The sequence below is a fragment of the Bradyrhizobium sp. 45 genome, assembly GCF_023073155.1.
Classification (GTDB): Bacteria; Pseudomonadota; Alphaproteobacteria; order Rhizobiales; family Xanthobacteraceae; genus Bradyrhizobium; species Bradyrhizobium canariense_D.
Genome location: NZ_JADPIX010000143.1, coordinates 587782 through 611986 on the forward strand (window position 1 = coordinate 587782; position 24205 = coordinate 611986).

22 protein-coding genes are annotated in these 24205 nt (G+C 64.8%); 3 read left to right on the forward strand and 19 right to left on the reverse strand.

Annotated elements, in window-relative coordinates; translation table 11 throughout:
* Positions 1 to 3 precede the first annotated feature (3 nt).
* The 11 genes from IVB42_RS35225 to IVB42_RS35275 form a co-directional block, all read right to left on the reverse strand.
* The gene (locus IVB42_RS35225) at positions 4 to 2217 is read right to left on the reverse strand and encodes an ABC transporter permease (RefSeq protein WP_247393705.1); all 2214 of its coding nucleotides are present in this window, start codon (positions 2215 to 2217) and stop codon (positions 4 to 6) included.
* Positions 2210 to 2992 carry an ABC transporter ATP-binding protein gene (locus tag IVB42_RS35230; RefSeq protein ID WP_007593014.1) on the reverse strand — a complete coding sequence of 261 codons (783 nt, stop codon included), beginning with the start codon at positions 2990 to 2992 and terminating at the stop codon, positions 2210 to 2212. The genes IVB42_RS35225 and IVB42_RS35230 overlap by 8 nt, the downstream gene beginning before the upstream one ends.
* Entirely contained in the window at positions 2985 to 4106 is a 1122-nt protein-coding gene (locus IVB42_RS35235) for a branched-chain amino acid ABC transporter permease (RefSeq protein WP_247471918.1), read from the reverse strand. The genes IVB42_RS35230 and IVB42_RS35235 overlap by 8 nt, the downstream gene beginning before the upstream one ends.
* 1 nt (position 4107) lies before the next feature.
* Positions 4108 to 5118 carry a branched-chain amino acid ABC transporter permease gene (locus tag IVB42_RS35240; protein WP_085350842.1) on the reverse strand — a complete coding sequence of 337 codons (1011 nt, stop codon included), beginning with the start codon at positions 5116 to 5118 and terminating at the stop codon, positions 4108 to 4110.
* Positions 5119 to 5318: 200 nt separating this feature from the next.
* Positions 5319 to 6146 (reverse strand): AraC family transcriptional regulator, encoded by an 828-nt coding sequence (locus tag IVB42_RS35245; protein ID WP_027569321.1) that lies wholly within the window; start codon positions 6144 to 6146, stop codon positions 5319 to 5321.
* A 130-nt stretch (positions 6147 to 6276) separates the two neighbouring features.
* Positions 6277 to 7527 carry an ABC transporter substrate-binding protein gene (locus IVB42_RS35250; protein ID WP_026233649.1) on the reverse strand — a complete coding sequence of 417 codons (1251 nt, stop codon included), beginning with the start codon at positions 7525 to 7527 and terminating at the stop codon, positions 6277 to 6279.
* Positions 7528 to 7866: 339 nt separating this feature from the next.
* Complete coding sequence (locus tag IVB42_RS35255) at positions 7867 to 8799, reverse strand: ABC transporter ATP-binding protein (protein WP_247363395.1); 933 nt, start codon at positions 8797 to 8799, stop codon at positions 7867 to 7869.
* Positions 8800 to 8828: 29 nt separating this feature from the next.
* Positions 8829 to 9803 (reverse strand): ABC transporter ATP-binding protein, encoded by a 975-nt coding sequence (locus tag IVB42_RS35260; protein WP_026233650.1) that lies wholly within the window; start codon positions 9801 to 9803, stop codon positions 8829 to 8831.
* A 3-nt stretch (positions 9804 to 9806) separates the two neighbouring features.
* The gene (locus IVB42_RS35265) at positions 9807 to 10652 is read right to left on the reverse strand and encodes an ABC transporter permease (protein WP_240543193.1); all 846 of its coding nucleotides are present in this window, start codon (positions 10650 to 10652) and stop codon (positions 9807 to 9809) included.
* A gap of 11 nt (positions 10653 to 10663) precedes the next feature.
* Positions 10664 to 11608 carry an ABC transporter permease gene (locus IVB42_RS35270; protein WP_007608695.1) on the reverse strand — a complete coding sequence of 315 codons (945 nt, stop codon included), beginning with the start codon at positions 11606 to 11608 and terminating at the stop codon, positions 10664 to 10666.
* Between the two features lie 78 nt (positions 11609 to 11686).
* Positions 11687 to 13228: an ABC transporter substrate-binding protein gene (locus IVB42_RS35275; RefSeq protein ID WP_026233651.1), complete on the reverse strand. Its 1542-nt coding sequence runs from the start codon at positions 13226 to 13228 to the stop codon at positions 11687 to 11689.
* Positions 13229 to 13545: 317 nt separating this feature from the next.
* Between IVB42_RS35275 and IVB42_RS35280 the strand changes: the two genes are divergently transcribed.
* Positions 13546 to 14424 carry a MurR/RpiR family transcriptional regulator gene (locus IVB42_RS35280; RefSeq protein WP_247299698.1) on the forward strand — a complete coding sequence of 293 codons (879 nt, stop codon included), beginning with the start codon at positions 13546 to 13548 and terminating at the stop codon, positions 14422 to 14424.
* Positions 14425 to 14457: 33 nt separating this feature from the next.
* On the opposite strand, the gene IVB42_RS35285 is transcribed toward IVB42_RS35280, so the two are convergent.
* Together IVB42_RS35285 and IVB42_RS35290 are read right to left on the reverse strand one after the other, a co-directional pair.
* Entirely contained in the window at positions 14458 to 15825 is a 1368-nt protein-coding gene (locus IVB42_RS35285; RefSeq protein ID WP_018458749.1) for an amidase, read from the reverse strand.
* The gene (locus IVB42_RS35290) at positions 15806 to 17002 is read right to left on the reverse strand and encodes an MFS transporter (protein WP_026233652.1); all 1197 of its coding nucleotides are present in this window, start codon (positions 17000 to 17002) and stop codon (positions 15806 to 15808) included. The genes IVB42_RS35285 and IVB42_RS35290 overlap by 20 nt, the downstream gene beginning before the upstream one ends.
* A gap of 26 nt (positions 17003 to 17028) precedes the next feature.
* On the opposite strand from IVB42_RS35290, the gene IVB42_RS35295 reads away from it, so the two are divergent.
* A complete protein-coding gene (locus IVB42_RS35295) occupies positions 17029 to 17364 on the forward strand; it encodes a hydroxyisourate hydrolase (RefSeq protein ID WP_026233653.1) in 336 nt (111 codons plus the stop codon).
* On the opposite strand, the gene IVB42_RS35300 is transcribed toward IVB42_RS35295, so the two are convergent.
* The 4 genes from IVB42_RS35300 to IVB42_RS35315 are packed head-to-tail and all read right to left on the reverse strand — an operon-like array spanning position 17365 to position 21232.
* Entirely contained in the window at positions 17365 to 18180 is an 816-nt protein-coding gene (locus IVB42_RS35300; protein WP_018458752.1) for an ABC transporter permease, read from the reverse strand. It abuts the gene before it with no gap.
* Complete coding sequence (locus IVB42_RS35305) at positions 18180 to 19043, reverse strand: ABC transporter permease (RefSeq protein ID WP_247471919.1); 864 nt, start codon at positions 19041 to 19043, stop codon at positions 18180 to 18182. Before IVB42_RS35305 ends, IVB42_RS35300 begins: the two co-directional genes overlap by 1 nt.
* Positions 19044 to 19060: 17 nt before the next feature.
* A complete protein-coding gene (locus IVB42_RS35310; protein WP_007608710.1) occupies positions 19061 to 20107 on the reverse strand; it encodes an ABC transporter substrate-binding protein in 1047 nt (348 codons plus the stop codon).
* Positions 20108 to 20137: 30 nt separating this feature from the next.
* Positions 20138 to 21232, reverse strand: a complete 1095-nt coding sequence (locus tag IVB42_RS35315; protein WP_247393702.1) for an ABC transporter ATP-binding protein — start codon at positions 21230 to 21232, stop codon at positions 20138 to 20140.
* A 40-nt stretch (positions 21233 to 21272) separates the two neighbouring features.
* Here IVB42_RS35315 and IVB42_RS35320 point away from each other — a divergent pair, with 40 nt between their 5' ends.
* Positions 21273 to 22712, forward strand: a complete 1440-nt coding sequence (locus IVB42_RS35320; protein WP_247393700.1) for an amidase — start codon at positions 21273 to 21275, stop codon at positions 22710 to 22712.
* Here the strand turns inward: IVB42_RS35320 and IVB42_RS35325 are convergent.
* Positions 22709 to 23458 (reverse strand): aspartate/glutamate racemase family protein, encoded by a 750-nt coding sequence (locus IVB42_RS35325; protein ID WP_018458756.1) that lies wholly within the window; start codon positions 23456 to 23458, stop codon positions 22709 to 22711. The genes IVB42_RS35320 and IVB42_RS35325 overlap by 4 nt on opposite strands.
* Positions 23455 to 24171 (reverse strand): GntR family transcriptional regulator, encoded by a 717-nt coding sequence (locus IVB42_RS35330; protein ID WP_018458757.1) that lies wholly within the window; start codon positions 24169 to 24171, stop codon positions 23455 to 23457. Before IVB42_RS35330 ends, IVB42_RS35325 begins: the two co-directional genes overlap by 4 nt.
* Positions 24172 to 24205: the final 34 nt, after the last annotated feature.

A 24205-nucleotide genomic window follows, 5' to 3' on the forward strand; every position in this document is an offset into this window, starting at 1 on the left:
CGGTCACCTCGCTAGTCTCCGGCGCGCCCCAATGCGGCCGAACAATGTTCGGAACGCGCTGACGATGGTGGAGGCGAACTCGGGGTCATTGATATTCTTGGGAATGCGGATGAGCTGACGGTTGGCGGTCTGCCGCACGTTGCGCTCCAGCGTGCGGAACAGCGCCGCATCGGCGTCCGGATCCCAGAATGGCTGTCCTCGCGCGTCGAGCGCGGAGACACCGCCCTCAGGCAGGAAGAAGCGCACCGGGCCGTCCATCCGGTTGAGCCGGTCGGCGATCCAGTGCCCCATGCGCTCGTTCTCCTCTGCAGTGGTGCGCATCAGCGTGACCTGCGGGTTGTGGACGTGGAATTTCCTGCCGCGGTAGCGCTCCGGGATGGTCTCGGGGGCGCCGAAATTCACCATGTCCAGAGCGCCCACCGAGCCGACATAAGGCACCCGGCTGCGGATGATGGCGCCAAAGCGGTCGTCGATGGCCGGGAACACGCCGCCCATCAGGAGATCGCCGACCTCCGTGGTCGTGAGGTCGATGACGCCTGCGAGCTGTCCGGAATCGACGAGCTTCTCCATTGAGCGTCCTCCGACGCCGGTGGCGTGGAAGACCAGGCACTCGAAATCCTCGCGCAAGTCGGCCGCGATCTTCTGCCCCGCCGGCGTGGTGACACCAAACATGGTGATGCCGACCGACGGCAATCCGCTGTCGCCGCGATCCTTCCGCGAATGCTGATCAAGGCGCGCCTTGACCATGCCGGCCAGCGCGTTGGCGCCGTTGGCCAGCACGGCGCGCGAGATCGAGTTGAGGCCCTGAACGTCGGTAACCGAATGCATCATGGTGATGTCCGCGGGGCCGACATAGGGCCCGACGTCGCCAGAGGCGACGGACGAGACGATGAGCTTCGGCACCCCGACAGGAAGCATCCGCATACCGGGCGCGACCAGCGACGCTGCGCCCGAGCCACCGGCAGAAATCACGCCGGCAACATTGTTCTGGCGTCGCAACCAGCTGGCGAAGGCCTCGGCCATCGCGGCGACGGCGGCGCCGCGGTCGGGTCCGAGTACCGCCGATCCGCCGCGACCATGGTTCAAGGCAATCTCCTGGGCGGAGACGTCGCTGGCCGCGTGCCTGCCGCTGGTGGAGACATCGACCAATCGGGTTCGCAGGCCGGTCCCGGCGATGATGTCGCGGATGAAGCGGAGCTCCGTGCCCTTGGTGTCCAGCGTACCGACGACGAGGACGACCGGAGGGCCCTGCGTTTGTGCGGCGACCGGTTCGCGCCGTCGCCGTGCCGTCTCGTCGAGTCGCATCACCTGTGTCGAGAACATGCGGGCCGCAGCCTCGATGCGGGCGATCGGCACAGGTTGCGACCACCGTGTCGGCGGCGTCGGGTTTGACATGTAGATGCGGATCGCGCCGCCTGGACGCGTCTGCTGCGGAGGAGGCTTCGCTTCCGTATCCGCCGGTGGCACGTCGAGGTCGAGCTCGAGTCCGGCGTGCATTCCGACACCGAGCAGGCGCTGCTGCAGTTCGCGATCGGCGGCAAGCCGCACCGAATCGATGATGCGGTTGACGCGGCCGTTGACCATGATCGCGACATTGCGCGACACGGCGGTCGCCACGCCGATATTCTGCTCGATCACGAGCACGGACATGTTGCCGTCCTCGCCAAGTCGTAGCAGCATCTCCTCGACCTGGGCCACGATGACGGGCGCGAGCCCCTCAGTGGGCTCGTCCATGATCAGGAGCCGCGGGTTGGTGAGCAACGCGCGCGAGATCGCAAGCATCTGTTGCTCGCCGCCGGAGAGCTGGCCGCCGCCGTGATCCTTGCGCTCGGCCAACCGCGGAAACGTCTTGTAGATGCGCTCGACCGTCCAGGCGCCGCGGCGCAAGCCGGCGGCAAGCCGCAGATGCTCATCGACGCTGAGTGAACGCCACAGCCGCCGTCCCTGCGGAACGTAGCCGACGCCGAGTCGGGCTATGTGGGCAGGCGGCTGTCGGGTGATCTCATCCCCGCGGATGCGGATCGAGCCGCCGCTGACCGGCACCAGCCCCATGATGGCCTTGCATAGCGTGGTCTTGCCCATGCCGTTGCGGCCAACGACCGAGAACACGCCGGCCTCGAGCGTCAGATCCACGCCCTGCAGCGCATGCGAATGGCCGTAATAGACGTCCAGGCCGCGGACTTCGAGCGCGGCGGCGGTACGGCGGACCTCATTCATGGCCGCCTCCGAGGTAAAGCTCCTGCACTTCGGGATCGGACTCGATCTCTTGCGGACGGCCTTCCTTGAAGATCCGCCCGTTGTGCATCATCGTGACGCTCTCGACGACGCGCAGGGCGACGTCCATGTCGTGCTCGATGATGATGTAGCCGATATGCGCGGGCAGGGAGGTCAATATCTCGATCAGCTCGGCACGCTCGGTCGGCGACAGCCCCGCGGCGGGTTCATCGAACAGGACGAATCGCGGCGCGCCGGCAAGCGCAAGTGCGATCTCGAGCTGGCGCTGCTGGCCATGCGCGAGCTCGGCAACGCGCTGATCCTTCACGCCCGAGAGATGGACGGCCTGCACGAGATTTTCGGCCGCGTGCATCAACGCATCGTTCTGACCGGGGCGGAGAAACGAGAAGCGTCCCCGTGAGACGCCACGGCAGGCGAGGTAGACATTGTCCTGGACGGTAAGGCCCGGAAACAGCGCGGAGATCTGGTAAGTCCGGCGCAGGCCACGGCGGATGCGCTCATAGGGCGGGAAGTGCGTGACGTCCTCGCCGAAGAAGCGGATGGTGCCGGAAGAAGGTGGGAAGTCGCCGGTGATGCAGTTGAACAGCGTAGTCTTGCCGGCGCCGTTAGAGCCAAGCACGGCGCGCCGTTCGCCGGGGCGGACGGTAATGGTGATGTCGGTGAGTGCCGCCAGCGCGCCGAACAGACGTGTCACGCCGCGCAGCTCCAGCGCCGCGCCGGCGCCCACGACAGAGAGGCGTTGCGCGACGCTATCCATGGTGGGATCCTTGGCTGGATCCTTGGTCAGATTCTCGGCCACGTCGTCCGCCTGAACTTGCCGCGCCGGAGCGTTGGCGGCGCCGCCAGCTCTGCCAGAGTCCGATGACGCCGTCCGAGGACCAGAACACGATAGCGAGGAAGCCGAGGCCGATCAGGAGCCGAAAGCGGTTGCCGTCGAGCCCCAGCTTGACCAGGAAGTCGAGTGCGAAGGTCCGCAGCAGTACGAAGATCAGCGCGCCGATAAAGGGTCCGATGGGACGCGTGATGCCGCCGACGACTGCGATGATGAGGATATCGATGCAGGCCCCAACGCTCACGGATCCCGGCGAAATCTGCCGGTAATTCCAGACCTGGAGTACCCCTGCCAGCGCCGCGACGAAGGACGCGAAGACGTAGGCCGCGACGCGATGCGCATTGACGTTGAAGCCGAGTGCCGCCATGCGGCGGGGATTGTCGCGGACACCTTGCAACGCGAGGCCGAACGGTGCGCGGGAGATGTAGTCGACGGCGAAGTAGCACAGCGCGGCTACTGCGAGGACGATATAGTAGAATGGAATGTCGGCGCGCCAGTTGACGCCCCAGAAATGCGGTGTGGCAACGGTATTGATGCCGGTATGACCGTTGAAGATCGCCCAGTTCTGGTTAGTGAAATAATAGAACGCCGCGCCGATCGCGAGCGTGATCATGATGGTGTAGATGCCCTCGGTGCGCACCGCCAGCGCGCCGCCGAGCGTGCCGAATATGGTCGCGAGCGCGAGCGCCATTGGGACCGCAAGCCACCACGGCCAGCCCAGGCTGATATTGGCGTTGCCGCTGACGCCAAACACCGCGACCATATAGGCGGAGAAACCCGCGATGGTGAGCTGCATCAGGCTGACCATGCCGCCATAGCCGGCAAGAAACATCAGACTCAGCGCCATGGTTCCGAGGATCAGCGTGGTCGCAAAGATCTCGATCAGGAAGAAGCCGTTGGCGATCAGGGGCATGATTAGGAGAATGGCCGCGACGGCCCAGGCCGCCGGATTGTCGATCTCCGGCCATCCGCGCAATTTCGAGCGCTGCACCGCAGTGGCGGGACGAACCGGGACGCGGGCGTCATGAGCGAGGGACATGTCAGCGCCTCGCCAACAGGCCCTGCGGCCGAATTGCCAGCACCAAAACCATGATCAGGAAGGTCACGACGATGGCGTAGGTCGGGATGTAGACTGAGCCGAGCTGTTCGGCGAGGCCGATGATGAGCGCGCCCAGCGCAGCCCCTGGGATCGAGCCCATGCCACCGACGATCACAACGACGAGGGAGGCGAGCAGGAAGCGGATATCCTCGCCGGGTGAGAGCGACTGGAACGTTCCGCCGACAACGCCCGCAACGCCAGCGAGGCCGGCGCCGAGCGCAAACACCACCACGAAAACGAGTTGGATCCGTACTCCGGTCGCAGCCAGGATGTCGCGATCGTCGACCCCGGCGCGGATGATCATGCCGATGCGCGTGCGGTTGAGCGCCAGCCACATCGCCACGCCGATCACGACGGAGGCGACGAAGATCACGAGTCGGACCAGGGGATAGCGGAGATAGACCGGCTCACCTGAGGACTTGACCGCAGTGACCAGCGGCAGCTCCACAGGTCCGATCAGCCAGTTCGGGGTCTGGATCTGATAGAAATCGCCACCGCATGCCCACAGCATCAAATCGGCGAACACGATCGAGAGTCCGATCGTCACCATGGTCTGGCGCAGGTCCTGGCCTTCCATGCGGCGGAAGACGAGGACCTGGAGCAGGACGCCGACCAGTGCCGTCAGGATGAAAGCGACGATGAAGCTGAGGACCCATGAACCGGTCGCGACGCTGATGGCGTAGCCGACATAGCCGCCGAACAAATAGAGCGAGCCGTGCGCGAGGTTGACGTTACGCATTAAGCCGAAGATCAGCGTAAAGCCGCTGGCGACGAGGAAATAGAGACCGCCGAGCGTGATGCCGTTGAAGAGCGCGTTGAGGAAGACCCGCTTGCGGCCGAACGCATCTTCGACGCTCTGCGGCCACACTGCGAAAATCAGCCAGAGTGCTACCGCGATTGCGATGATGACAATCAGTGCCCAGGCGGGATGGCGTTCGACAAAGCGGGTCATGATCGCCGCTCCGTCTTCGCGTCACCCCATCTCTCACCCCGCAAGCGGGGCGGAGGGGCACGCAGACCGTCGCCGGCCGCAAGCCCTGCCATGAACGTGCGCTCCCTATCGCGCGCGATCCTCGTTTCGGGATCGCGTTTGTCGCATCCTAATGCGGCTGTAAGGGAGGCGCTTGATCGTGAGTATCTTTTCGCGTGACCTCAGGCGCGCAAAACCTTGGCCGCGCGGCGATAATCGGTCGGCGCCATGCCGACATTGGCAGCGAAGAAGCGGGTGAATCCGCTCTGCGACGAGAAGCCGAGATCGAAGCCGATATCGGCGATCGGCGCTTCGCTCGCCACCAGCGCCTCCAGCGCCTGCTCCATCATCAGCGTGTTGAGATAGAGGTGTGGCGTGACGCCGGTCTGGGTGCGGAAGAGCCGGTAGAAATGCGGCCGGGAAAGGCCAGATTCGCGCGCGATGGTATCGAGCTCGATCTCGGCGCCAGGACTCTCCGACATCATCTTGATGCACTTGCGCACGCGAAAATCCGTGACGGAACCGTTTGCGCGCGGATCGCGCGCGGTCGCCGCCTGTTGCCAGCTTTCGTCATAACAGATGTCGATCAGGCTTCTCAGCTCGCCATCGAGGCTGTTGAGCGAGGGAGCGCCGCACACGAGGGCGGCTGCGTGCCTGATGTGCTTGTCCAGCGCAACGGACCGCGTGAACTGGGTGCGGCCGAAGCGCAGGCGGTCGGCGCCGGGCGCGTCGGGCGCAAACCACTCCGCATTGACGTAGAGCACGAAGAAAACGGCGCCGCCTTCGAGATCGGACGGCAGGAAATTATGCGGCTCCCACGGATTGACCGCGACGACGGAACCTTCGGTGAGCTCGTAACGTCCGTCACTGACATCGATGCATGCGGAACGCCCGCCGACATGGAAGATCAAATGACCTTCGCGATGTGCGTGGATGTTGAAAGGGCGGTTCAACTGATAGACCGTCGCCCGACCAAAGCGGCCGTGGAAGACGGCGAGCGCCCGGCTCATGCCTCTCCTCCCAAAAGCTCTTGGTATTTTTTGGTAGCGTTCAACAACCGAGGAGAGAATGCAAGGGCGCACGTGTCGCGCTTCTGGCAAATCTCTCCCCGGCCGGTCATCGCTCGCGAATGAGACTAGGTCAGTATTTCTTACATTCCGGTACTGTGCGGCTCGGCAAACCGATTTTGGCGAACACCGCGGGATCGTAGCCCAGCGTTTGGTTGACGTCCGGGATCACCTTCACGACCTTTGAGAACAGCGCGCCCTTGCCGTCGTCGACGACCTCGGTGACAAAGTTGGTGCCGATCGCCTGGCGGTTGGAGTCCAGCTTGATCTTGCCGTTGGGTGCGTCGATCTCGATCTTGGCAAGGGCCTCCTTGTACTTGGCCTGATTGTTGGAGAGATCGCCATTGACCTGGCGGAGCGCCTGGATCAGCGCCATGGTCGAGCCGTAATAGTTGGTGGCGAGCAGCGATGGGCTCGGGAAGCGCTTGTTGGGCGGGAAGGCGTCCTGATAGTCCTTCACGAACTTCTGCCAACTTGGGTTCTCCCAAGTGTCGGCCTGGCCGCTCGCGGCCAGCGTGCCGATCAGGGCATTCTTGGCGTTTCCCTTGGACGACAGGATGGTCTGGTCGATCATGATCGAGCCGCCCATCAGATGCGCCTTGCCGCCGGCCTGCTGGTACTGATTCAGGAAGTTGACGGCGTCGGCGCCGCCGAGGCCGAGATAGATTGCGTCGACGTCGTCGGGCAGTGCGGCGATGACCGAGGCAAAGTCCTTGGTGCCGAGCGGCACCCATTGCCGGTTGGTGACCTGTCCGCCGGCACCGCAGAACTCGAGCACGAGGCCGAACACCTGCGTATAGATGAAGGAGTAGTCTTCGCCGACGGTCGCGATCTTGCGATACTTCTTTTCGTCATAAGCATATTTGCCGAGGCCCACCTGCCACTGCGCACCGTCCATGTTGTAGCGGAAAAAGTTCGGAGCCGGATCGACATAGGTCGTTTCCTGGGCCCCGGAGGCGGCGTTGATGAAGGTCAGTTCGGGATGGGTCTTTGCAAAATTTTTGACCGCGATGCCTTCGTCACCAGAGAGCGGCGACAGCAGGATCTGTACCTTGTCCTGCTCGATCAGCTTGCGCACGGCTCGTACGGCGGAGTCCGGCGTCGCGTCGGTCGAGGCGATGACAAATTCGAGTTCCTTGTCGCCGACCTTCTTGCCGAGGACGTTGAGGGCCGTCTGGAAGCCGCGGATGCCGTCCTCGCCGAGTACGGTGTAGGTGCCTTCGAGCGTCGCGGTGACGCCGACCTTGATCTTCTCCTGTGCGAAGGCGGTGCCCGAAAGTAACAGGCTGCTCAACGCGATCAGTCCTAGACTGCCTTTCAACATTGCTCTCCTCCCTGGGCGTTCTTGTCACTGTTTTTCACCGCGCCTTGACGCGCCCGCCGCGCGGTGCGGCGTTCGGACAAGGCTAACGGTTCTTGAAACGGAGGCTAACCGAACTCCGATGCAGCGCACGTGCTGGAGCCGTGCGCGGCTTAACGGGCAGTCTCATTTTGAATGTTGCGTCGCGATTAACATCGCGGTGCAACAGGCGTCAGGCTTCCCGATTTGCACCCGCCAGCCGCATGGCGGCCGCGGACTGCCGCCGCTTGAATTGGATCGCTCGAATAGAGGAGAAATCAATCGTAGGCGTTGCGTCATTTCGCGGCGCGCGGCACTCGCTGGTTATACGTTGTGGCAGGCGATCGTCCGACCGTCCGCACCGACAAATCGAAGTTGTGGCACATCGACGAGACAGCGATCGCTGGCCATAGGGCAGCGGGGCGCATATGCACAGCCGTGCGGTCGCGTGAAGAGGCTTGGCGGTTCACCCATTTCGATCGCGCCCTGGATCCGTTTCGATGGATCGGGCTTCGGAATTGCCGCCACCAACGCGCGCGTATAGGGATGGAGCGGATGATCCAGGACCGTCCGCGTCCCGGCCTGCTCCACGATGCGGCCCATATACATGACAGCAACGCGGCTGCTGATCTGCCCGATCACGCCAAGGTCGTGCGAGATGAAGAGCATCGACAGTCTCAATTGGTCACGCAGATCCATCATCAGATTGAGCACTTGGGCCTGCACGGACACGTCGAGGGCCGAGACCGGCTCGTCGGCGACGATGATGCACGGCGTGGGAAGAATGGCGCGTGCGATTCCGACCCGTTGCCGTTGCCCGCCACTCAGTTCGTAGGGGTAGCGAGCGGCGAAAGACGGGTTCAACCCGACGGCCGTCAAGGTGGCAGCTATGGCCGCGCTGCGCTCGGCGCGGTTCTTGAAGAAGCCGCTGATGTCGGCCGCCTCCGCCACCGAATCTCCAATTGCGCGCCGCGGGTTGAGCGATGCATTGGGGTCCTGGAAAACCATCCGGACGCTCAGACGCATCTCGCGGAGGCCGGAGCCGCGGGCTCCGATCATTTCGGTTCCCTTCAAATTGAAGTTGCCGCTGTCGGGCTGGACCAGCCCGACGAGGGCTCGGCCCAGCGTGGTCTTGCCGCAGCCGGACTCGCCCACGATCCCGAGGACCTCGCCTTCGGCCAGCGACAGCGATACACCATCCACCGCCTGCACCCGGTATTTCCGACCGGCCCGCCTGGCACTGAACGAGACCATCATGTCCCGGACCTCGAGGATTACATTGCCGCTCATGGCAGCTCTCCGCCGGCCAGCGGAAACGCGCAGAGCACCTCGTGCCCTTGGGAAGCCTCCAGGCGGGGCGGGGTCGCCACGCGGCACTCATCGCGCACCGCTGCGCAACGCAAGGCAAACACGCAGCCAGCGGCGACCGAACCTGGCAGCGGCGGCTGACCAGAAATGGTCGGCAGCCGGCGCGCGCCGGAATTTCGCGACGGCATGCAATCCATCAGTCCGCGGGTGTAATGATGACGGGGTGCGCCGAACAGCGCATCGACTGAAGCGGTTTCCACGATCTGGCCGGCGTACATGACAGCGACACGATCGGCGAGCTGCGCAATGACTCCCATGTCGTGAGTGATGAACAATATCGCCATATCGAGCCGATTGCAGAGCTCGCGCAAGAGCCCGAGAATCTGAACCTGTATGGTGACATCCAGCGCAGTGGTCGGTTCGTCGGCGACCAGCACCTGTGGCCTGCAGGCCAGCGCAATCGCGATCATGACCCGCTGGCGTTGGCCTCCGGACAACTGATGGGGATACGCGGACAGCTGCATTTTGGGGTCGGGCATACGTACCAGTTCGAGCAGTTCGCGCGCACGGACCAGCGCCGCTGCGCCCGAAATTCCCTCATGCACGCGTACGGCTTCGGCGATCTGATCGCCGATCCGACGAACAGGGTTCAGTGAGGTCATCGGCTCCTGAAAGATCATTGCCATGCGGCCGTGGCCCGCTTCGACACGTTGCCAGGGCTGCAGCTGCGTTACGTCGCAGCCCTCCAACAGGACGCGCCCGGCCCGGACTCGGGGACCGGGCTGCGGCAGCAATCCCATGACCGCAAGCGAGGTCATGCTCTTTCCGCAGCCGGACTCGCCGACGAGGCCGAGGATTTCGCCCTTGGCCAAGCCGAAGGACACGCCCGCGACGATGTCGACCGGCGCGGTTTCCGGCCCCACTGACACCGTAAGGTCGCAAACTGTCAGCACGGCCTAACCCTTCTCACCAAAGACTTGACGGAACCGCGGATCGAGTCGATCGCGCAATGCATCGCCGACCAGGTTCAGAGAAAATGCCGTCGCCACGATCATCATGCCCGGGAAGAAGAGCAGCCACGGCGCGCGGGTGATGAAGGTCCGTGACTCCGCCAGCATATTGCCCCAGCTCGGAATGTCCGGAGGGGCGCCGAGGCCCAGGAAATCGAGTGAAGCCGCGCCGAGCTGCGCGAACGCGAAGACGAAGCTGGCCTGCACGAGAAGTGGCGAGACCAGGTTCGGCAAGATGTGCCGACTGATGAGCCATGCCGCTCCGGCGCCCATGCTGCGGGACGCCTCGACATAGGTTTCCGCGCGCAAGCGCAGCGTCAGTCCGTAGACGATGCGGGTCGTCGTCGTCATGTAGCCGATCCCAATGGCCAGAATGACGGTGGCCACACTCGGGCTCAAGATGACAATCAGGCCAAGTGCGAGAAGCAGAGTCGGGAAGGCCATCAGCACGTCGACCATGCGCATCAGCAGGTGACCCAGCCGCGGGAACAGTGCGGAAAGTACGCCGGCCGGAACGCCTGTCGCGAGAGCGAAGACGACCACGCCCGAGCCGATCAAAAGTGCCATGCGTGCTGAATGAATGGTGCGCGACAGGGTATCCCGGCCGAATTGGTCGGTGCCGAACCAGTGGGTCATGTTCGGGGGCGTCAGGCGGATCAGGGGATCGATGGCATACGGATCGTAAGGCGACAGCCAGGGTGCGAAGACCGCGGCGAGCACAGTCGCCAGAAGGACGCCGAGCCCGGCCAGCGCGATCGGGCGGGCGATGAACGGCTTGAGCCACAATGTCACGCTGTTGCTGCTCATTGAAGTTCAACCCGCGGATCGAGCAGACGATAGCTCAGATCGACGATCAGATTGATCAGGAGATAAACCACCACGATGACCAGGATGACGCCCTGGATCACAGGGTAGTCTCGGCGAAGGATCGACTGAACGACGAGGCGGCCGATGCCGGGCAGGGCAAACACGGTTTCGGTCACCACCGCCTCGGACAGCAGCGCGGCGAAGGTGAAGCCGAAGGCCGAGACGACCGCCAGGAGTGCATTGCGCCAGATGTGGCGGCGCACGACCTGCCACGGCCGGATTCCCTTTGCCCGCGCCGTGCGCACGTAGTCCTCCCGGGAGACGTCGAGCATGCTGGCGCGCGTCAGCCGCAGGATCAAAGCAGCATTCGGAGCCGCAAGCGCCAGGCTGGGGAGGACGAGATAGCGGAGATTGACGACACCGCCTTCGAAGATCGACGGATAGCCGGAGCTCGGAAACCAGCCGAGCCACGCGGCGAAGATCAGGATCAGATAGAGCCCGACCCAGAACGTGGGTATCGAGGCCATCAGCATCGCCCCACCGGACAATCCCTGATCGAGCCACGTGCCGTGCCGGACCGCCGCAATCATTCCGATCGGCACGCCGATGACGGCAACCCAGATCATCGTCATGGTGGCGAGCAAGGTGCTGGTCTCGGCGCCATCGGCAATCACCGACAGCACGGGCGCCTGGAAGAAGATCGACCGCCCGAGGTCGCCCTCGAGCACATGGCCGGCCCAAGTGAGATATTGCAGGATGATCGGCTGGTCGAGACCGAGCTGGTGTCGCAAGGCGTCGATCTGGTCGGGAGTCGCGGTATCACCGAGCAAAACATAGATCGGGTCACCCGGCACGATATGGATGAACGCGAAGATGATGATGGACGCTGCCAGCAGCGTCACCGCCGTCGTTCCTGCGCGCTTGAATGCGTAAGACCACATGTGATTGGGCGCCTGTCAGCGGCAACGATGCGCGCCGGCGCCGGCGCTCGACAGTCCTCGCGGCCTCATTGCCCGTCCTTATTTCGTGGACACATTCCAGAACACCGGACCGTTTGGGTTGAGCCCCTTGAGCTTGGGAGAAGCAATGTCGTAGGTGTAGGCATCGCCTACTTTCATCACCGGTACCTGCTCATAGATCAGCGACTGGATCTTGTCCCATGTCGACTTGCGCGCGGCTGGATCGGTCGTGTTGATCAACTCGGCCCGAAGCGAGCCGATCTCGGGGCTGTCCCACCAGCCGGGATAGCTCGCATTCAGGAACGTGAGCAGCAGCGGGTCCGGCGCGAAGGAATGGTGCGTGACGAAGATGTCCCACTGTTCCGGCTGGCCGCGCATCTTCAGAAGGGTCGCCCAATCGACGACCATCATCTGAACATTGATTCCGGCGTCGGCCAGCTGACGGGTGAAGACGGAGGCTTCGTCATAGTGTGCCTGATAGTTCGTCGAGACCAGCAGGCGGATCGGCGTCCCCGTGTAGTCCGCCTCCTTTGCGAGCTCCTTGGCCTTCTTCGGATCGTGCGCACTATAATTTGAGGCGCCTTCCGTCGAGTACCAGGGGGTGCCATTGGGAAAGATCGATCCTTCGGCATTCCACAGGTCTTTGGGACCGAAGGCGACGCGCAGCGCCTGCGACTTGTCCAGCGCGGTCTGGATGGCGCGGCGGAGCTTGTAATTGTCCTTCAGGATTCCCTGCTTCGAGTTCATGAAGAAAAGGCCGAAGATCGGCGCGTTGGTACGCTGCACCTGGACCGATGGATCTTTGCTCAGGGACTCGTACAGATCGCCGGAGATCATTTCCGCATAGTCGTAGTCACCCGCCTGCACGCCGCTCACGCGCGTGCCGACGTCAGGCACCGGAATGAACCGGATCTTGTCGAAGCTCGCAACGCGGGCGCCGGCGAAGCCGTCACCCTTTTCCTTCACCGGCTTGTAGCCCTCGAACCTCTCCACCTCGACATAGCGGTTCGGCCGCCACTCCACGAACTTGTAGGGCCCGGTGCCGATATAGTCCTTCTGCTCGATCGGCCGGTTCCCCGCTTTGGCGGCTATGTCTTCCGGATAGATCGCAAGACCGCCATTGACGTCCGCAATGAGAGCCTTCCAGGCGCCGTTCGGCGCGGACAATTTCAGCGTGACTTCATACTTTCCGGTCGCCTCGACCGACGTAGCCGCCGCCATCAGGAGCTTGCCGCGTGCACCGAAACTGCCCCATCGCGTCATCGAGGCGACTACGTCCTTGGCGGTCATCTCCTTGCCGTTGTGGAAGAGGACTCCTTCGCGGAGCTTGATGACGATGGTCCGACCGCCGTCTTCCGTGCGATCGCTCTCGGCCAGCATCGGACGCGGCGTATAGGTCGAGTCTAGCGCATACAGGGTCTCGAAGATGTGGCGGCCGATGACCGATGCGACGTCGGCGGTCGTCAGCATGACATCGAGCGGCGGCGGTTCTCCGATGGTGGCTTCGCGTAGCAGGGTGGCGGCATTGGCCTGCGCAATCAAAAATGACGCGGTGGCCAGCCCCACGACGCCACGCATCAAGACACTTGGACCGTATCTCATGATCGCCCTCCCGCCTTGTTGAGCCGCCTGCTTCCCGGTGCAGGGATGTGCCTTTCAGCTGCTGGGCTGACGGCACGCTATTGCTTGTTTGAAAGTTACATACACAATTTGGCAATTATCAAGCAGAAAATGCTGTTATTGATGTGGCATGCCGATATACGTTTGGTCGACGCTGAAGGTTTCTTACGGCAGCTTCTTGCCAAGGGCGCAGGTTGATCTGACCTGGGAAAGGGCGGGCAATGGCGCGTGCAAAGCGAAATCACCCGGCGAGAGCCGTTGGTGCAGCAATCTCGAAGCCGCCCGGCGACGACAATGTCGTGGCCGGCGACATCATCTCCCTCATCAGGCAGAGCGCTCTAAGCCTCAGCCCGTCCGAGCAACGCGTTGCCACGGTGCTGCTGGCCGATATGGAGTTTGCCGTTCACGCCAGCAATTCCGAGTTGGCCCGTCGGGCGCGCGTCAGCGAGCCGACGGTAACCCGGTTCAGCCGCTCCGTCGGTTGCCGGGGCGTCCGCGACCTCAAGGTGAGGCTGGCTCAAGCAATGGCGGTCGGGCGGATTTACGTTGAGCTTCCCCCGCATGTCGGGACCGATCTGGCGCGCCCCGCGCTCTGGCGGTCGGTGTTTCAGGAAATTCGCCGTGCAATTGCCGCTGCCGAGGAGGGACTTCGCAAGGAGGACATCGAGCGGGCTGCCGAAGCTATCTCCCGCTGTTCGAAGCTTGCAGCGTTCGGGGTGGGGGGCGGTTCCACTCTTGCGGCGGCGGAGGTTCAGAACCGGTTCTTTCGTCTTGGGATTGCCGTCTCGCATGCCTCCGATCCGAGCTTGATGCGCATGATTGCCGCGACCTTCGGACGGGATGATGTCGTCGTTGCCATCTCGACCACCGGTGCAGCCAACGAGGTGATCGAGGCAGCCAGTATCGCCAAGCAATACGGCGCCTTGGTCATCGCAATTACCAAGCCGCAAAGCAGGCTGGCCTCGATCGCCGATATTGCGCTTGGCGTACACGTGCCCGAGGCGCCCGACGCGCTCAAGCCGACGGCGTCGCGCTATGCATTTCTCGCCACCATCGATCTGCTTGCGGCGTCAACTGCCTATTGCAAACCGCTCGAAGCCCAGGCGCGCATGCGGCGGATCAAATACGAGTTGCTGAAGGGGAGCGACGGGGACGCCAAAGGGCCGCTGGGAGACTGAGCGGGCAATTAGCCCACCGCCCGCCTCTCGGGATTATGTTCGCAATATGGCCTCGATCTCTTGCGCTGCTTCAAGCAGCGTGCGGTCTTGTCCGCGCGCGGCGATGACCTGAAGGCCGAATGGAAGTTCGCACCGATCCGTTCCGCACGGCAGCGAAATCGCCGGCAGACGAGCATGATTGACAAAGGGCGTTAACGCCGCGTGCGCGCGCGGGCTCGCCGCGCGGCCACCGATCATGTCGGGTCCGAGCTGGGTGAATGGCCAGGCGACACAGGGAACGGTTGGCGCCAGCAGCAGATCAACCTCGGTGAAGAATGCCGCGAAAGCATTGGCGATTGCGGCGCTTGCCAGCAGCGCACCGGCAACGTCGGCGCCCGACCACGACAGCCCTCGCTCGATCTGTCTGGCGATGTCAGGATCGAACACGGTCGGATCCTCGCGGAAGGCATCTCGATAGAGTGCGGCGAGGCCGGCCTGCTGAAGCGGCATGATAGCCTCTTCCGTCGCGCCCGCCGGCCAGACGGGATCGCGCTGCGCGATGCTGAGGCCAGCGGCGGAGAGACGCGCGATGGCGAAAGCGAGCCCTTCAGCGACAACATCGTCGACGGCGACGTCGAGCCCAAGGCGCGGCGAGAACGCGATGCGCAGACCGGCGATGTTTTTGGCCTCTTGAGCGATGCCGGCTGAATCCGGATCGCGCGGATCGACGCCGGCCATGGCCTCGAACGCCAGCGCGATATCGGCAACGTCAGTGGCGATCGGCGCGATGACGGAGAGGCCGAAAAACGGTTCGGCGAAGCCTGGCCCATAGGGGATCGCGCCATAGGACGGTTTGAACCCCGCGACGCCGACATGGGCCGGCGGCCTGCGGCTCGAGCCGCCCGCATCGGTGCCGATCGCTAGCGGCACGAGGCCGGCCGCAACCGCCGTGGCAGGGCCGCCCGACGAGCCGCCGGGCGTCAACGTGGGATCCAGCGGATGCCGCGTTGGCCCATACAGCGGCGAGGTGGTCACGCCCTTGCAGGCGAATTCCGACGTTGCGCCGATGCCGACGACGACGGCGCCGGCCTTGCGCAGCTGCTCGATCGCAATCGCATCCTGCGGCGCGACGAATTCGGCGAACAGGCGCGAGCCCTGTGTCACACGCCAGTCACGGACCCAGATGTTGTCCTTGACGACGACGGGGACACCGGCGAGCGGCATCGTCTCGCCGGCACGCAGGCGATCATCGACCGCTGCGGCGTCGGCAAGCGTACGCGCAGGAGCGGTCGTCACCACTGCGTTCAGCGCCTTGGCGGCCTCGATGCGCGCAAGCGCGGCCTTGGCGGTCTCGACCGCACTCGTTCGTCCGGCGGAGACGTCGGCCGCAATCTCGCACGCGCTACTTCTTCCCTTTGTCATGGCCTCCCCAGACCAGTGCCAATGTGCCGCAGAGGGCGAGGCAAGCCAAGGCGAAGAAGGCGGCACCGAGACTGGCTGCGCTGTCCAGGAAGGACACCAGCGCCGGTGCTGCCAAGAGGCCGGCGTAGGATGCGGTCAGCACCGCGCCGGTGGTTTCGCCAATCCTGTCCTGCGGGGCGAGGCGTGCGATCTCGGCGACGAAGACACCGTTCCACCCGGAGGCCGTCAGGCCGAACAGAGTTGCAATCGCGAACTGGCCGGTCCGCCCGAGCGATACGCCATCGAGACCCAGCAGCGCGGCGCAGAACGTCATACCGAGGCCGATGACGACGAGAACTCCGCGCGAGGCATTGAGGCGCGTTGCGACGAAGCCCCAGCCGAGCCGGCCGATCAGGCCGCCGGCCTGGGCGCAGGCAAGCGCCATGCCGGCCTCGACATGGCTGAGGCCGAGCTCGCGGGTGCCGAGCGTGACGAAGACCGTATTGAGCGACACCTGCATCGCGCTGAAGGGCATCGAGGCCAGCGCCAGCATTGCGATGCGCCGGTCCGCGATCACCAGTGCCAGCCGCGTGCGAAGGCTAAGCTCCGGCAGTGGCACGACCTTGACGGCGTAGGCGGGCCGCAGGCGCTCGAACCACGCTATCGCCAGCAGCGCACAGGCGCCCACGGCGGCATAGCACCAGGCGGGCCCGAGCGAGATTGCGATCGCGGGCAGAACCAGCGAGCCGCAGACGGCGCCGATCTGGTTTCCGGTCTGGCGAACCGAGAACACGAACGCGCGCCGCTCGGCCGTCACGAGCCGCGCCAGCAGCACCGCGCTTGCGGGCGTCTCCGGTCCGAAGGCGAGGCCAAGACAGAGGCCGGCTGCGAGCAGGGCCGCCGTCGAGCCGAGCGAAGCCAGCGCCATGCTGGCGATGATCGCCGCCGCGCAGAGGCTCGCGATCCGCATCGAGCCCAGGCGGGCGATGAAGCCGCCGCCCCAGAACGAGGCGGGAATGCCGACCGCGAACACGGCGCAGGAGAACATCGAGAGCTGCCAGACCTCGATATGGGCGCGCGGTGCCACCACGCCCGGCGCGAACAGAGCCAGAGCCACCAGCGCCTGCAATGAGGTCGTGGCGCCAAGCGCGGGCAGCAATGCGGGCGCTGGTCGAACGGCCGTGTTTGCGTCTACCATGGTGCAGCGCTCTCGGGGGGAACATTGTGGCAGGTGGCATTTCCATTCACGCGGTCGATGTGGCGAGCGGACGCCCGGCGCAGGGTCTGCGCGTCGAGATCTGGCGGATCGATCCGGACTCGCTGCGCGTCGCCGACGGACGGCTTGGTGTCAACGGCGTGCTCGATCATCCCGTTGCGCAGGGGGCGGGCGTGACGGCGGGCGAGTATGAGGTCCTGTTTCATCTCGGCGAGTTCTTTGGCGAGCGCGACGGGTTTCTCACGGTGACGCCGTTCCGCTTTCGCATCAAGAATGTTGACGAGCATTTTCACCTGCCGCTGAAATTCACGCGCTGGGGCTATTCGCTGTTCCGCGGCGCCTGATCAGTTGGTCAGCCGCCGCGATAACCCCGTGACGCGCTCCATAATCGCGACCAACGCGACGGTTGCAATGATCAGCACGCCCGACAGCGCGGCGATGGTGACGTCGAGCTTGCCCTCGAGGTCCTGCCACATCCGGATCGGCAGCATGTCGGTGGCGGCATCACGCAGGAACAGCGACACCGGCACGTTGTCGAAGGACGACATGAAGGCGATGAAGGCGCCCGCGATGATGCCCGGCCGGATCAGCGGCAGCACGATGCGCCGGAACGTGTAGATGCGGCCGGCGCCCAGCACGGCCGAGCTCTCCAGCAGGGTCGGCTCCAGCTGGGCAAGCGCCGCAATCGTATTGCGCACGACATAGGGCACGCAGACCACGGTGTGGCCGATTACCAGCGTCAACGGCGACACCGGCAGGCCGACCAGCGAGAACAGCATCAACGCGGCAAGGCCAAAGGCCAGCGCCGGCAGAACCAGCGGCGACATGAAGAGGGAATCGAGCAGCCGCGCCGACAGCGTCGGTGAGCGCGAGATCGCGAGCGCGGCGGCAACGCCGAGCACCACGGACAGGCCCGTCGCCCACAGTGCCACGATGAGGCTGTTCTTGGCTGCGAAGTGCAGCTGCCAGGCGTTCCACAATTCGGCGTACCAGCGCAGCGAATAGCCCGGCGGCGGAAAACGCAGCGAGAAGCCGCTGGTGAACGAGACGATCAGCACCACCAGCGACGGCGCGATGATGATGATCAGCGCAATCGCGGCGATCAGGCTCATGACCAGCTCGAAACTGAACGCCTCCAGGGTGCGCTTGCGCCCGCTCATCACGCACCTCCATAGCCGCGCGACAGGCGGCCGAGCGTGGTGAAGACGGAGACGACCGCGAGCACCGCGAGCAAAAAGATGATCGAGATTGCGGAGGCAAACGGCCAGTTCTGCAGGGTCGAAGCCTGCTGGTAAAGATACATCGGCATGAACAGCATCTGTCTGCCGCCGATCAGCGACTGGGTGATGAAGGCCGTGATCGCGGCGGCATAGGTCAGCGTGCAGCCGGCGATCACGCCGGGCAGCGACAGCGGCAGCACGATCCGGAAGAACGTGCGCCAGCTTCCAGCGCCGAGCGAGCAGGAGGCGTCGTCGAGATTGGAATCGATCCGGCCGAGCGCGGTGATCAGCGGCAGCGTCATCAGCGGCATCTGCACCTGCGCCAGCGCGAGGACGACGCCGAACTGGGTGTAGAGCAGTTTCAGGGGCGTCTCGATGATGCCGAGCGATTGCAGCGTCGCGTTGATGATGCCCTGGCGGCCCAGGATGACGATCCAGGCGAAGGTACGGACCACGACGCTGGTCAAAAGCGGCAGCAGCACGATCAGGATGATGATGGTCTGAAGCCGCGGCCCGACCCGCTGGTAAAGCCAGGCGATGGGAAAGCCGAGCACGAGGCAGACGGCCGTCACCTCGGCCCCAAGCAGCAGCGTCGAGCCGAGCACGCTGAGGCTGAAGGGATCGGTGAGGAAGTGCAGATACTGGCCGAGTCCCCAATGGAGCGCGGCCGTGTCGTTGTGCAACGAGAGCCACAGTAATTGCAGCAGCGGCGCCACGAAGAACACTAGGAAGAACAGCGCCAGCGGCGCTGCCAATCCCATCCTGTAGGACGTGACGTCTCGTGATGCCGGTGCTGTGCCCATCATGAGTCCTTGAAGCTCTAGATCTTGATCTCGCGGTTGAAACGCTCGATCCAGGCCGAGCGCTGCTCGTTGATCTTCTTCCAGTCCTGGAACACGAATTTCTGCTTCAGCTCGGCCGTGTCCTTGGCGAGCACGCGCGCGATCTCGCCGCCCATCGCCACCTTGGAATTGGTCGGCACGATCAGGTAGGGCGGGTTCATCAGCGTGGTCTGCACTTCCGGGGTCAACGACGCCTCGATCAGCTTGAAGGCGAGCTCGCGGTTGGGCGAGTTCTTGACGATGTGGATCGTGGTCTTGAAGGCGATGGCACCTTCCTTCGGGGCCACGAACTCGACCGGCACGCCGCGCGCTTTCAGGATCTGGATGGCGTTGAAATTGCCGGGCGAGATATCGATCTGGCCCTGCTGGAACAGGGTGGCGAGCGCGCCGGGATTGGCGGCGACCGCGGCGAGGTTGGGCTTCAGCTCCTCGATCGCCTTGAAGCCGGGATCGACATTGGCTTCCGAACCGCCGCGCATCTTGGCGATCTCGACCAGCCAGCCGGTGCCGAGCGTCGAGTTAAGGTTGGTGATGCCAACGCGGCCCTTGAACTCGGGCTTCCACAGATCGGCCCAGGAGGTCGGCGGCGTCTTGACGGCTTCCGGATTGTAGGTGAGGCCGACGACCTGAAAGAAGGGGGCAGGGCCCATCGGCTCCTGGGCCTCGGCGATCAGGTCCTTGTAATAGGCGCTCTTCTCGACGGGGTATGGCTCGACCAGATCCTGGCCGATTGCGACCAGGGCCGGGCCGGGATCGTGCAGCATGACGTCAATCGGCGGATTGGCCTTGGCGGCGTTCACCTTGGCGATCTGGTCGACCGAGAGCATGGGGTCGAGCACCATCGCGGCATCGGCGTTCGCCTTGCGAAAGGCCGGCACCAGCACGGCCTTGTGCGCCTCCTCCCAGCTTCCGGTGAAGGTCGCAAACACCAGCGGGCGGGCCTGGGCGTAGCTCAGTCCGGGAAACGCCTTCATGGCGCCGAGTGTGAGTGCGGTCGTCATCAGGCTTCGGCGGTTCATGATCATGGTCGAACTCCCTCTGGACAAAAACTGAATTCAAAGCGTTGCAGGAAAAGCGTTTGCGAGCGACGGGGCGAGCGGCGCGAGGCGCACCGCGGCGCCGCTCTCCAGGGTGCGCGTCTCGCCGATGCGCGCCTGGGAGATCTTGACGCCGGAGCCGTCCGCGGTGGTGACCTCGTGGACGACGGTGGCTCCTAACGGCAGCGACATGCCGACCACGCCGGCAAAGCCGGTCTCGTCGCCAACGAATTGCAGATGCTCGGGGCGTATGCACACGGTGACGCGGCCGCCCTCGGTGAGAGCGCCGCCGGCGGGACGCGCAATGATTTCCGCGCCGGCATCGAGGCGGACTTTTGCGGCCGTGCGGTCTGCCGAGACGACCACGCCGGGCATGCGGTTGCTGGCGCCGACGAACGTGTTGACGAACAGGGTCTGCGGCCGGTCGTAGACGTCCGACGGCGACCCGAACTGCTCGAGCTTGCCGTGGCTCAGGACGGCGACGCGGTCGGCCATCGACAGCGCTTCTTCCTGGTCGTGGGTCACGATCAGCGTGGTGATGCCGGAGACGCGCTGGAGCCGCTTGACCTCGATCTGCATGTCGAGCCGCAGATTCTTGTCGAGCGCGGCAAAGGGCTCGTCGAGCAACAGGATTGACGGCTTGATCGCGAGCGCGCGGGCCAGCGCGACGCGCTGCTGCTGGCCGCCGGAGAGCTGCCGTGGCAACCGTTCCGACATGGTCGGCAGCTGCACCAGATCCAGCAAGCGGTGTGCTTCGCGCTGGCGGGTCGCCTTGTCGATCCCGCGCGCGGCAAGCCCATAAGCGACGTTCTCGCTGATGCTGAGATGGGGGAATAGTGCGTAGTTCTGGAACACGATGCCGACCGCGCGGCGGTTCGGCGGTAGCGCGTCGACGATGTCGTCGCCGATGATGATCCGCCCCTGCGTCTGCGCGATGAAGCCGGCGATGATGCGCAGCAGGGTAGTCTTGCCGCAGCCGGAGGGGCCGAGCAGGGCGATGATCTCGCCCCCTTTGATGTTGAGATTGATGTTCTCGACCGCGAGCGCGCCGCTCGGATAGCGGTGGGTGACGGCGTCGACCACGAGCGATCGGCCGCCTTGCGCTTCAGCCATGGTGTTGCCTCCCGTTGCCCCGGAGTAGAAAGCAAGTCTCATGCCCGCACCGGTCGCTTTTCGCCGCGAGGTTTGGCATGGTGGCGTGATGACGTCGGATCGATCGGTTTGCGACCTCACTGCCACGGCCCTCGCACGCGCCCTCGCGAAGGGCGAACTCTCCTCGCGCGACGCGGTCGAGGCGCATCTGGCGCGGATCGCGAGTCTTGATAGCCAATTGGCGGCCTTCGTGACTGTCGATGCGGAGGGGGCCCGCCGTGCCGCTGATATCTGCGACGCCGCGCCAACGCGGGTCGGCCCGCTGCATGGGGTGCCCATAGGGATCAAGGACCTCACCGACACTGCGGGGGTTGCGACCACGTACGGATCGGCTCTGTTCCGCGATCATATTCCGGCCGAAGACGATCTCGTGGTCGCGCGATTGCGGCGCGCTGGCGCGATCATTCTGGGAAAGACCAACACACCCGAATTCGGCTTCGGCGCGGTCTGTACCAACAAATTGTGCGGGCCGACGCGCAATCCGTTCGATCCGGTACTGACTTCGGGTGGATCTTCCGGTGGCTCCGCGGTTGCGGTCGCGGCCGGCATGGTGCCGTTGGCCCATGGCACCGATTTCGGTGGCTCCGTGCGCACGCCCGCAAGTTTTTGCGACGTCGCCTCGATCCGGCCGACGCCCGGTCGCATCCCGGCGCCGCATCGCCCCCTCGGCTGGGACATGCTCGCCACCCACGGTTTTCTCGCCCGCGGCGTCGACGATCTCGAGCTTGCGCTGTCGATCTGTGGGGGAGGCGATGTGCACGACCCACTCTCGATCGGTGTCGTCAATGAGGATCGGCCGGTTGCAGTGCGTCCCCGGATCGCCGCGACGCCCGATTTCGGGATCGCGGCCGTCGCGCGCGATGTCCGTGCACGTTTCGCCGCGGCCTGCGAGGCGCTCGGAGCCGTGGCCGATGTGGTGCCGTCCGCGCCCGATTGCGGCGGTGCGATCGAGGCATTTCGGACGCTGCGCGCCGCGCACATCGCCAACGGCTATGGCGAGCTGCTGAAGTCGCGCCGCGCCGAGCTGACGCCCACCGTGATCTGGAATATCGAGGCGGGCGCAAAGCTCTCCGCGGAGGACTATCTCAATGCCGAGCAGCGCCGCACCGCGATCTACCGCAGCTTTCGCGAGCTGTTCAGCCGCGCCGATTTCCTGGTGGCGCCGGCGGCGTCCGTTTTGCCCTGGCCGAATGAGATCAGCGACGTCACCACGATCGATGGCGCGGCGCTGGAGACGCCGATCGATTATCTCGCCGTCACCTTCATCGTGTCGCTGGTCGGTTTCCCGGTGCTGACCCTGCCGGCCCCCCGAGCGGAGAACGAGCTGCCGTTCGGTATCCAGATCATTGCACCGCTGGGATGCGAATCCCGCCTGTTTGCCTTCGGCCGTGCGATTGAGAACAAGCTTGGTTTTTCGCATCGCTGGCCGCAGCTCCCCTAGTTATCGCGATGCTCGAGCCGGGCGGCGAGCGCATCGGCAAGACCAAGGGTGGGTTTGGCGGCGGGCCGGCGGTACGTGCCTGCGGTTGCCTTGCGCAGGCGAAGCGCGACCAGGGCTTCGGCCTGCTTCACCGACGCGATGACTTGATCGACGACTGGGACGGGGATCCGGTCGGCCACGCGCTCAGCGAGGCCCGAGAGCGGCGCACCTGCAAAAATCAAGACGTCCGCGTCGTCCTCCACGATCGCGCGCCGGGCGAGATCGACCAGCACATCCTCCTTCTCGGTGCCGACCTCGGAGATCGCCTGGAACGGCGTATCGAGCATGCGGATGCCGGCGCAGCGCTCCCACAGCCCGTGGGCGCGGACGCATTCCTCGTACCAGGGGCCGAGCGCCTGGGCGAAGGTGACGATGGCGAAACGCCGTCCGGCCATGCAGGCGGTCAGCATCGCCGCTTCCGCCATGCCGACTACGGGAATGTCGAAGGTTTCGCGCGCGGCGAACAGGCCGGGGTCGCCGAAGGCGGCGATGATCGCGGCGTCGACCTTGCGATGCTGCCCGGCCAGCATCTCCAGCGCAATGGCACCGCCGATCTGTGCCTCGGTGCGTGTCGAGATATAGGGCACGCCGCGGGTCGCGGTGCAGGGGATCAGCTCGGTCCCGGGCGCAGCCGCGCGCTGCCCGACATCCGTCATCAACTGGGTGACTGCGGTGCTGGTGTTCGGGTTGAGCAGCAGCAGCTTCATGATTGCGCCGCCGTCTGCTTGGCTTGAGAGGCCGCGATGACTTCGAGCAGCGCCGTGCCGGTGCGCCGAACATGGGCGCCGAGCAGGCGTCCTGCGGTTTCGCTATCGCGCGCCTCGAGCGCGGCCAGGACGCCGGCATGCTCGTCGACCGAATTGCTCCAGCGCCGGTCGGCGCCGAGCGCGAGGTAACGCGCGCGCTCGGCGCGGGAGATCAGCGTCACGTGCGCCTCGCGCAGCGGCGTGTTGCGCGCCATGCGGACGATGGTGTCGTGGATCTCGCCGTTGATGGCGAAGTACTCGTCGAGCTTGCCGTTGCGATGATGACCTTCCATGCGGGTCTGAAGCGTGCGCAGGCGGGCGAGATCGCGCTCGGTGGCGCGCTCGGCGGCGAGCTCGGCGGCCAGCCGCTCGATGCCGGCCAGCGCCTCAAACAATTCCGAGATGCCGTCGACGGCGAGGTCGGCGATGCGCGGGCTGCGGTTGGGGCGGAGCTCAATCAATCCCTCGGCCGCGAGCACTTTCATCGCCTCGCGCAGCGGAGTGCGCGATACGCCCAGCTCCTTCGACAGCCTGGTTTCCTGGGTCTGCGATCCCGGCGGCAGCTCGCCGCGAATGATCATCGTCCGCATCCGCGCGGCGGCGCGCTCATGCAGGCCCATCCGTTTGAGTTTGGGCGACTTTCGGCCCGGGTTCGGTTCGGATTTTTGCGGCACGCCGGCCTTCCTGCTGACGTGCGATCGTAGCTAA